The 6,225-nt window shown below is 75.0% G+C and carries 5 protein-coding genes and 2 rRNA genes; 5 read left to right on the forward strand and 2 right to left on the reverse strand.

All coding sequences use genetic code 11. The annotated features are described in order from the left end of the window. Positions 1 to 13 precede the first annotated feature (13 nt). The 5 genes from ACFWIC_RS12000 (at position 14) to ACFWIC_RS12020 (ending at position 5,531) form a co-directional block, all read left to right on the forward strand. The gene (locus ACFWIC_RS12000) at positions 14 to 1,219 is read left to right on the forward strand and encodes a hypothetical protein (protein WP_380363027.1); all 1,206 of its coding nucleotides are present in this window, start codon (positions 14 to 16) and stop codon (positions 1,217 to 1,219) included. A gap of 5 nt (positions 1,220 to 1,224) precedes the next feature. After that, on the forward strand, positions 1,225 to 1,896 hold the full coding sequence (locus tag ACFWIC_RS12005; RefSeq protein ID WP_380518018.1) for a DUF4129 domain-containing protein: 672 nt from the start codon (positions 1,225 to 1,227) through the stop codon (positions 1,894 to 1,896). After that, positions 1,893 to 3,137 (forward strand): DUF4350 domain-containing protein, encoded by a 1,245-nt coding sequence (locus ACFWIC_RS12010; RefSeq protein ID WP_380518021.1) that lies wholly within the window; start codon positions 1,893 to 1,895, stop codon positions 3,135 to 3,137. The genes ACFWIC_RS12005 and ACFWIC_RS12010 overlap by 4 nt, the downstream gene beginning before the upstream one ends. 98 nt (positions 3,138 to 3,235) lie before the next feature. Next, positions 3,236 to 4,165, forward strand: coding sequence for a MoxR family ATPase (locus ACFWIC_RS12015; protein ID WP_329883742.1), 930 nt, complete (start codon positions 3,236 to 3,238; stop codon positions 4,163 to 4,165). A 55-nt stretch (positions 4,166 to 4,220) separates the two neighbouring features. Then, complete coding sequence (locus tag ACFWIC_RS12020) at positions 4,221 to 5,531, forward strand: DUF58 domain-containing protein (protein ID WP_329952527.1); 1,311 nt, start codon at positions 4,221 to 4,223, stop codon at positions 5,529 to 5,531. A gap of 397 nt (positions 5,532 to 5,928) precedes the next feature. Here the strand turns inward: ACFWIC_RS12020 and rrf are convergent. Together rrf and ACFWIC_RS12030 are read right to left on the reverse strand one after the other, a co-directional pair. Continuing rightward, positions 5,929 to 6,045, reverse strand: a 5S ribosomal RNA gene (gene rrf, locus ACFWIC_RS12025). Between the two features lie 87 nt (positions 6,046 to 6,132). Continuing rightward, positions 6,133 to 6,225: ribosomal RNA gene (locus tag ACFWIC_RS12030) — 23S ribosomal RNA — on the reverse strand; the annotation flags it as partial.

Genomic DNA, 6,225 nt, shown 5'->3' on the forward strand with positions numbered 1-6,225 from the left:
CCGAGGAGCAGTGATGACCGACACTCCGGGCTGGGCCTCGCCCGGCTCGCCCGAGCCGCCCCGCGACGGCACCCGGCCCACGGCCGACGTGCCCTCCGTGCCCGGCCAGTCGGCACCGCCCCACGACGCGCCGCCCGCCTGGGGCACCGCCCCCGGAGCCCCGCAGCCCCCGTACGGCGGGCAGCCGGTCGGGTACGGGCAGCCCGGCCCGTACGGCGGAGGTCCCGGCGGCCAGTACGGCTGGGGCGTCCCGCAGAGCCCCAAGCCCGGCATCATCCCGCTCCGCCCGCTCGGCCTCGGCGAGATCCTCGACGGCGCCGTCTCGACCGTCCGCAAGCACTGGCGCACCACCCTCGGCCTCTCGCTCGGCGTGGCGGTCGTCCAGCAGGGCGCCACGCTCGGCGCGCAGCTCGCCATCAAGGGCGACACCGGCGAGTTCACCCCGGTGATCACCACCCTGGCCAGCATGCCGGTCACGCTGCTGCTCGGCGTCGTGGCCGCGGCCCTGCTCACCATGGTCGTCAGCCGCGCCATCCTCGGACAGTCCGTGACCGTCCGGGACGCCTGGCGCGACGCCCGGCCGCGACTGCTCCAGCTCACCGGCCTCACCCTGCTCACCGGCCTGGTCGGCGTCGGGGTCATGCTGCTCGGGTTCACCCCGCTGATCGGCTACCTGCTGGCCGGCGCGGACGAACCGGCGATCGTGATCCCGCTCGTCGTCGTCGGTCTGCTCAGCATCCCGGTCGCGTTCTGGCTCTGGATCCAGCTCAGTCTGGCCGCCCCCGCCCTGATGCTGGAGAAGCAGGGCGTGTTCACCGCCCTCTCCCGCTCCCGCCGCCTGGTCCGCGGCTCCTGGTGGCGGATCTGCGGCATCAACGTGCTCAGCCAGATCATCGCGGCCTTCGTCGCGGGCGTGATCAGCACCCCGTTCATGATCGCCGGCCTGGTCCTCGGCTTCGACGACATCGCCCGCCAGGCCGACGCCGGGGACTCCGGCGCCCTGCCCACCGCGATGCTGGTCACCATGGCGATCGGCGGCGTCATCTCCGCCACCATCACGCTCCCGTTCACCGCCACCATCGGCGTGCTCCTCTACGTCGACCAGCGGATCCGCCGCGAGGCCCTGGACATCGAGCTCGCCCGCGCCGCCGGCCTGCCCGAGCACGGCGGCACCGGCTGGGGCGGACAGGCCGGCCCGAACCCCGCCGCGAGGCTCTGAGCCCGATGCCGCACTGGGGGGAGAGGGTCCTGGCCGCGGGTGGCGCCCCGGTCACGACCCCGCGCGACGCCGCCCGCGACGCCGCACGCGACGAACTGCTCAAGGCCGACTACCACCGGCACGACCCGAGCCTCCAGGAACGGGTCATCGGCTGGATCATGGACCGGATCGACGAAGCCCTCGGGGCCATCGCCGGCGACGGCACCACCGGCACCACCGGCCTGATCCTCTTCACGGTGATCGCCGTCCTGATCGCCGCCGCCCTCTGGTGGCGCCTCGGCGCCCCCCGGCGGGCCGCCCGGACCACCCTCGGCGTCTTCGGGGCCCTCGGTCCCCGCACCGCGGCCCAGCACCGGGCCGACGCCGAGCGTCATGCCGCCGCCGGCCAGTGGACCGAGGCCGTCCGCGAACAGATGCGCGCCCTGGTCCGCGGCCTGGAGGAGCGCACCCTGCTCGACACCCGCCCCGGCCGCACCGCCGACGAGGCCGCCGCCGAGGCCGGACGCACCCTGCCCGAGCACGCCGCGGCACTCACCGCGGCCGCCCGCACCTTCGACGACATCGCCTACGGCGACCGCACCGCCGACCAGGCCGCCTACCAGCTGCTGCGCGACCTCGACCGGACCCTGGAGCGCGCCCGCCCGGTCCTCGCCCCGGCCGCCGGAGGACCCGCATGACCAGCACCGCCCCCGCCGCGCCGACGCCCGAACCCGCCCCGTCCTCCGAGCCGGAGCCCGCCACCGCCCTCGCCGCCACCAGCCTCGCCCCCACGGGCCACGGCCTCTGGCGGCGCGGCCGGTGGTACCTGCTCACCGCCGCACTCCTGCTGCTCTCGGCCGTCGTCCTGGCCGCCCTCAACCAGGACCGCAGCTACCCGCCGCTCGACCCGCGCTCCTACGAGCCCGCCGGCGGGCACGCCGTGGTCGCCCTCCTCCAGCGCGAGGGGCTCAAGGTCGACCTCACCGCCGACCCCACCGTCCCCGCCGCCGACGCGGGCACCCTCGTCCTGCCCGAGCCCGACCTGCTCGGCCCCGAGCAGCTGCGCGCCGTCGCCACCGCCGGACACGCCCGGCTGATCCTGATCTCCCCCGGCCCCGCCGCGCTCAGCGCACTCGTCCCCGGCGTCCGCACCTCCGACGAGAACGGCGGCGTCCCCTACGCCTCCGTCCGCAGCACCGCCGCCCAGTGCTCGCTCCCCGAGGCCGTCCGGGCGGGGACCGCGCACCTCGGCGGCCTGCTCTACACCGCCGGCAGCCGCGGCGAGGGCTGCTACGAGCGCGGCCACGGCTACCCGCTGGTCGCCGTCCCCACCGGCCGGAACTCCGACGTCGTCGTCCTCGGCAGCGGCGACTTCCTCACCAACGAGCTGCTCCCGAAGGACGGCAACGCCGCCCTCGGCGTCGGCCTCCTGGGAACCAAGCCGCACCTCACCTGGCACCTGCCCGACTACACCGCCCCGGTCGCCGAGGGCGGCGGGCTGAAGACCTTCGACGACTACATCCCCGAGGGCTGGCGCTGGGCCGGCTACCAACTCGCCGTCGCCGTCCTGCTCGCCGCCCTCTGGCGGGCCCGCCGGCTCGGCCCGGTGGTCAGCGAGAACCTGCCCGTCGTGGTCCGCGCCGCCGAGACCACCGAAGGCCGTGCCCGCCTCTACCGCCGCGCCAAGGCCCGTGGCCGCGCCGCCGACGCCCTGCGCCGCGCCGCCGCCCACCGCCTCGCCCCGGCCCTGGGCGTCCCGCCCGTCGCCGGCGCACCCGACCCCACCGCTCTCAGCGCGGCCGTCGCCGACCGCCTCCCCGAGCGGCCCGCCGGGGACGTACGGGCCCTCCTGTACGGCCCGCCCCCGACCGACGACGCCGCGCTGCTGCGGCTCGCCGACGACCTCGACGCCCTCGAAAGGCAGGTACGGAAGCCGTGACCGAACAGGCCACCGCCCAGCTCCGCATCACCCCCGGCCCGGCTCCCGCCACCCCCGGCCCCTCGCACGACCCCCGGGTCAGCGACCCGCGCGAGGCGCTGACCGCCCTGCGCGCCGAGATCGCCAAGGCCGTGGTCGGCCAGGACGCCGCCGTCACCGGCCTGGTCGTCGCCCTGCTCTGCGGCGGCCACGTGCTGCTCGAAGGCGTCCCCGGCGTGGCGAAGACCCTGCTGGTCCGCACCCTCTCCACCGCGCTCAGCCTGGAGACCAAGCGCATCCAGTTCACGCCCGACCTGATGCCCGGCGACGTCACAGGCTCCCTGATCTACGACGCCCGGACCTCCGAGTTCTCCTTCCAGGCCGGCCCGGTCTTCACCAACCTGCTGCTCGCCGACGAGATCAACCGCACCCCGCCGAAGACCCAGGCGGCCCTGCTGGAGGCCATGGAGGAGCACCAGGTCACCGTCGACGGCGAGCCGCGTGCCCTGCCCGTCCCGTTCCTGGTCGCCGCCACCCAGAACCCGGTCGAGTACGAGGGCACCTACCCGCTGCCCGAGGCCCAGCTCGACCGCTTCCTGCTCAAGCTGGTCCTGCCGCTGCCCGACCGGGACCAGGAGTTCCAGGTGCTCGCCCGGCACGCCTCCGGCTTCGACCCGCGCGACCTCGGCGCCGCCGGTGTCCGCCCGGTCGCCGGCCCCGGGCACATCGCCGCCGCCCGCGAGCAGATCGCCGCGCTGACCGTCGCACCCGAGATCCTCGCCTACATCGTCGACCTGTGCCGGGCGACCCGGCAGTCGCCGTCGCTCTCCATCGGCGTCTCCCCCCGCGGTGCCACCGCCCTGCTCGGCGCCTCCCGCGCCTGGGCCTGGCTCGCCGGCCGCGACTACGTCACCCCCGACGACGTCAAGGCCCTCGCGCTGCCCACCCTGCGCCACCGCGTCGCCCTGCGGGCGGAGGCCGAGATGGAGGGCGTCACCGCCGACTCCGTCATCCAGGCGGTCCTGGCCCAGACCCCGGCCCCCCGCTGACCCTCGACACCCCGCCGACCGCCTCGCTCCCGGCCCCGACGAAGGAACGCACCGCATGGCCCTCACCGGGCGAACCGCCCTGCTCGCCGCGCTCGGCGCCCTCGTCACGGGCCTGCTGCTGCCCTCCTGGGCCGGGATCGGCGCCGTCACCGGAACGGTCCTCCTCGCCGTCGTCGTCGACCTGGCGCTCGCCGCCCCCGTCCGCAGCCTGCGGATCACCCGGGGCGGCGCCACCACCGTCCGGCTCGGTGAACCCGCCACCGTCGAACTGACCGTCACCAACCCGTCCGGCCGCCCCCTGCGCGCCAGGATCCGCGACGCCTGGGCCCCGTCCGCCTGGCGCCCGGGCACCGAGATCGCCGCCTCCCGGCACACCCTGCGGGTCCCGGGCCGCGAACGGCGCCGGGTCACCACCGTCCTCACTCCGACCCGGCGCGGTGACCACCACGCCCACAAGGTGACGGTCCGCTCCCTCGGCCCGCTCGGCCTGGCCGGCCGTCAGGGATCGCACCTCGTCCCCTGGACGGTCCGCGCCCTCCCCCCGTTCGCCAGCCGCAAGCACCTGCCCTCCCGGCTCGCCCGGCTGCGCGAACTCGACGGTCGCACCTCCCTCCTGACCCGTGGCCAGGGAACCGAGTTCGACTCCCTGCGCGAGTACCTGCCCGGCGACGACATCCGCTCCATCGACTGGCGCGCCAGCGCGCGCCGCCAGACCGTCGCCGTCCGCACCTGGCGCCCCGAGCGCGACCGGCACATCCTGATCGTCCTCGACACCGGCCGCACCTCCGCCGGCCGGGTCGGCGACGCCCCGCGCCTGGACGCCTCCCTCGACGCCGCGCTCCTGCTCACCGCACTGGCCACCAAGGCCGGCGACCGGGTCGACCTGCTCGCTCACGACCTCCGCAAGCGGGCCTCGGTGGCGGGCCGGTCCCCCAACGAGATCCTCACGGCCTTCACCGGCGCGATGGCCGTCCTGGAGCCCGCCCTCTACGAGACCGACATGCGTTCGCTGGTCGCCACCTCGCTGAAGATGGCGCCGCACCGCTCGCTGATCGTCCTCCTCACCGGCCTCGACGCGGCTCCCGTGGAGGACGGCCTCCTCCCTCTCCTCCCACTGCTCACCAAGCGCCACGAGGTCGTGCTCGCCTCCGTCGCCGACCCGCACCTCGACGAGCTCGCCGCCGGCCGCGGCACCGTCGAGGCCGTCTACGGCGCCGCCGCGGCCGAGCAGACCCGCGCCGACCGCCGTCTCACCGCCGACCGCCTCACCCGCACCGGCGTCACGGTGCTCGACGCCGCACCCGCCTCCGTCGCCCCCGCGCTCGCGGACACCTACCTCGCCCTCAAGGCCGCAGGCCGCCTCTGAGCGGCCCTTCCACTCAGGCCGGAAACCCGAGATGCCCCGCTACCGGTGCCGGTAGCGGGGCATTCTCCTGCCGTGGACGCTCTGTCTTCTGTCCCTGCCGGCCTTCTGTGCCGGCCTTCCGTGCCCCGTGCCGCCTGCGAACTCCCAGCGGCTTCCGCCACAGGGCCTCGTCAGGGCCTCATCCAAAACACGGACGGAAGCGCGGTCTCCCAGCCCCCCGAATTCCCACCGAAGACCCTGGGGGCCTTCGCCGGCGCCCCTCCACGGCCGCCGGAGGCACGGACACCCGCCCGGGAGACAATCCAGGGGCAAGCCGGGGAGAGGGCCGTCCACCGAATTCCCCGGAAACGCAAAGAACCCCCGTCCGTATCCCGGACGGGGGTTCTTCACAATGATTGTTCGGCGGCGTCCTACTCTCCCACAGGGTCCCCCCTGCAGTACCATCGGCGCTGTGAGGCTTAGCTTCCGGGTTCGGAATGTAACCGGGCGTTTCCCTCACGCTATGACCACCGAAACACTATGAAACTGTCAACCGCACCCACACCGTGACCAGACGTGTGGGGGTCGTTGTTTCAGAACAACACAGTGGACGCGAGCAACTGAGGACAAGCCCTCGGCCTATTAGTACCGGTCAACTCCACCCCTCACAGGGCTTCCATATCCGGCCTATCAACCCAGTCGTCTACTGGGAGCC

The organism is Kitasatospora sp. NPDC127035 (assembly GCF_042726075.1).
GTDB lineage: Bacteria > Actinomycetota > Actinomycetes > Streptomycetales > Streptomycetaceae > Kitasatospora.

Excerpts from the sequence above, each read along its gene's own strand:
- ACFWIC_RS12000 (WP_380363027.1), top strand. The coding sequence starts at position 14 with ATGACCGACACTCCGGGCTGGGCCTCGCCCGGCTCGCCCGAGCCGCCC.
- ACFWIC_RS12005 (WP_380518018.1), top strand. The coding sequence starts at position 1,225 with ATGCCGCACTGGGGGGAGAGGGTCCTGGCCGCGGGTGGCGCCCCGGTC.
- ACFWIC_RS12010 (WP_380518021.1), top strand. The coding sequence starts at position 1,893 with ATGACCAGCACCGCCCCCGCCGCGCCGACGCCCGAACCCGCCCCGTCC.
- ACFWIC_RS12020 (WP_329952527.1), top strand. The coding sequence starts at position 4,221 with ATGGCCCTCACCGGGCGAACCGCCCTGCTCGCCGCGCTCGGCGCCCTC.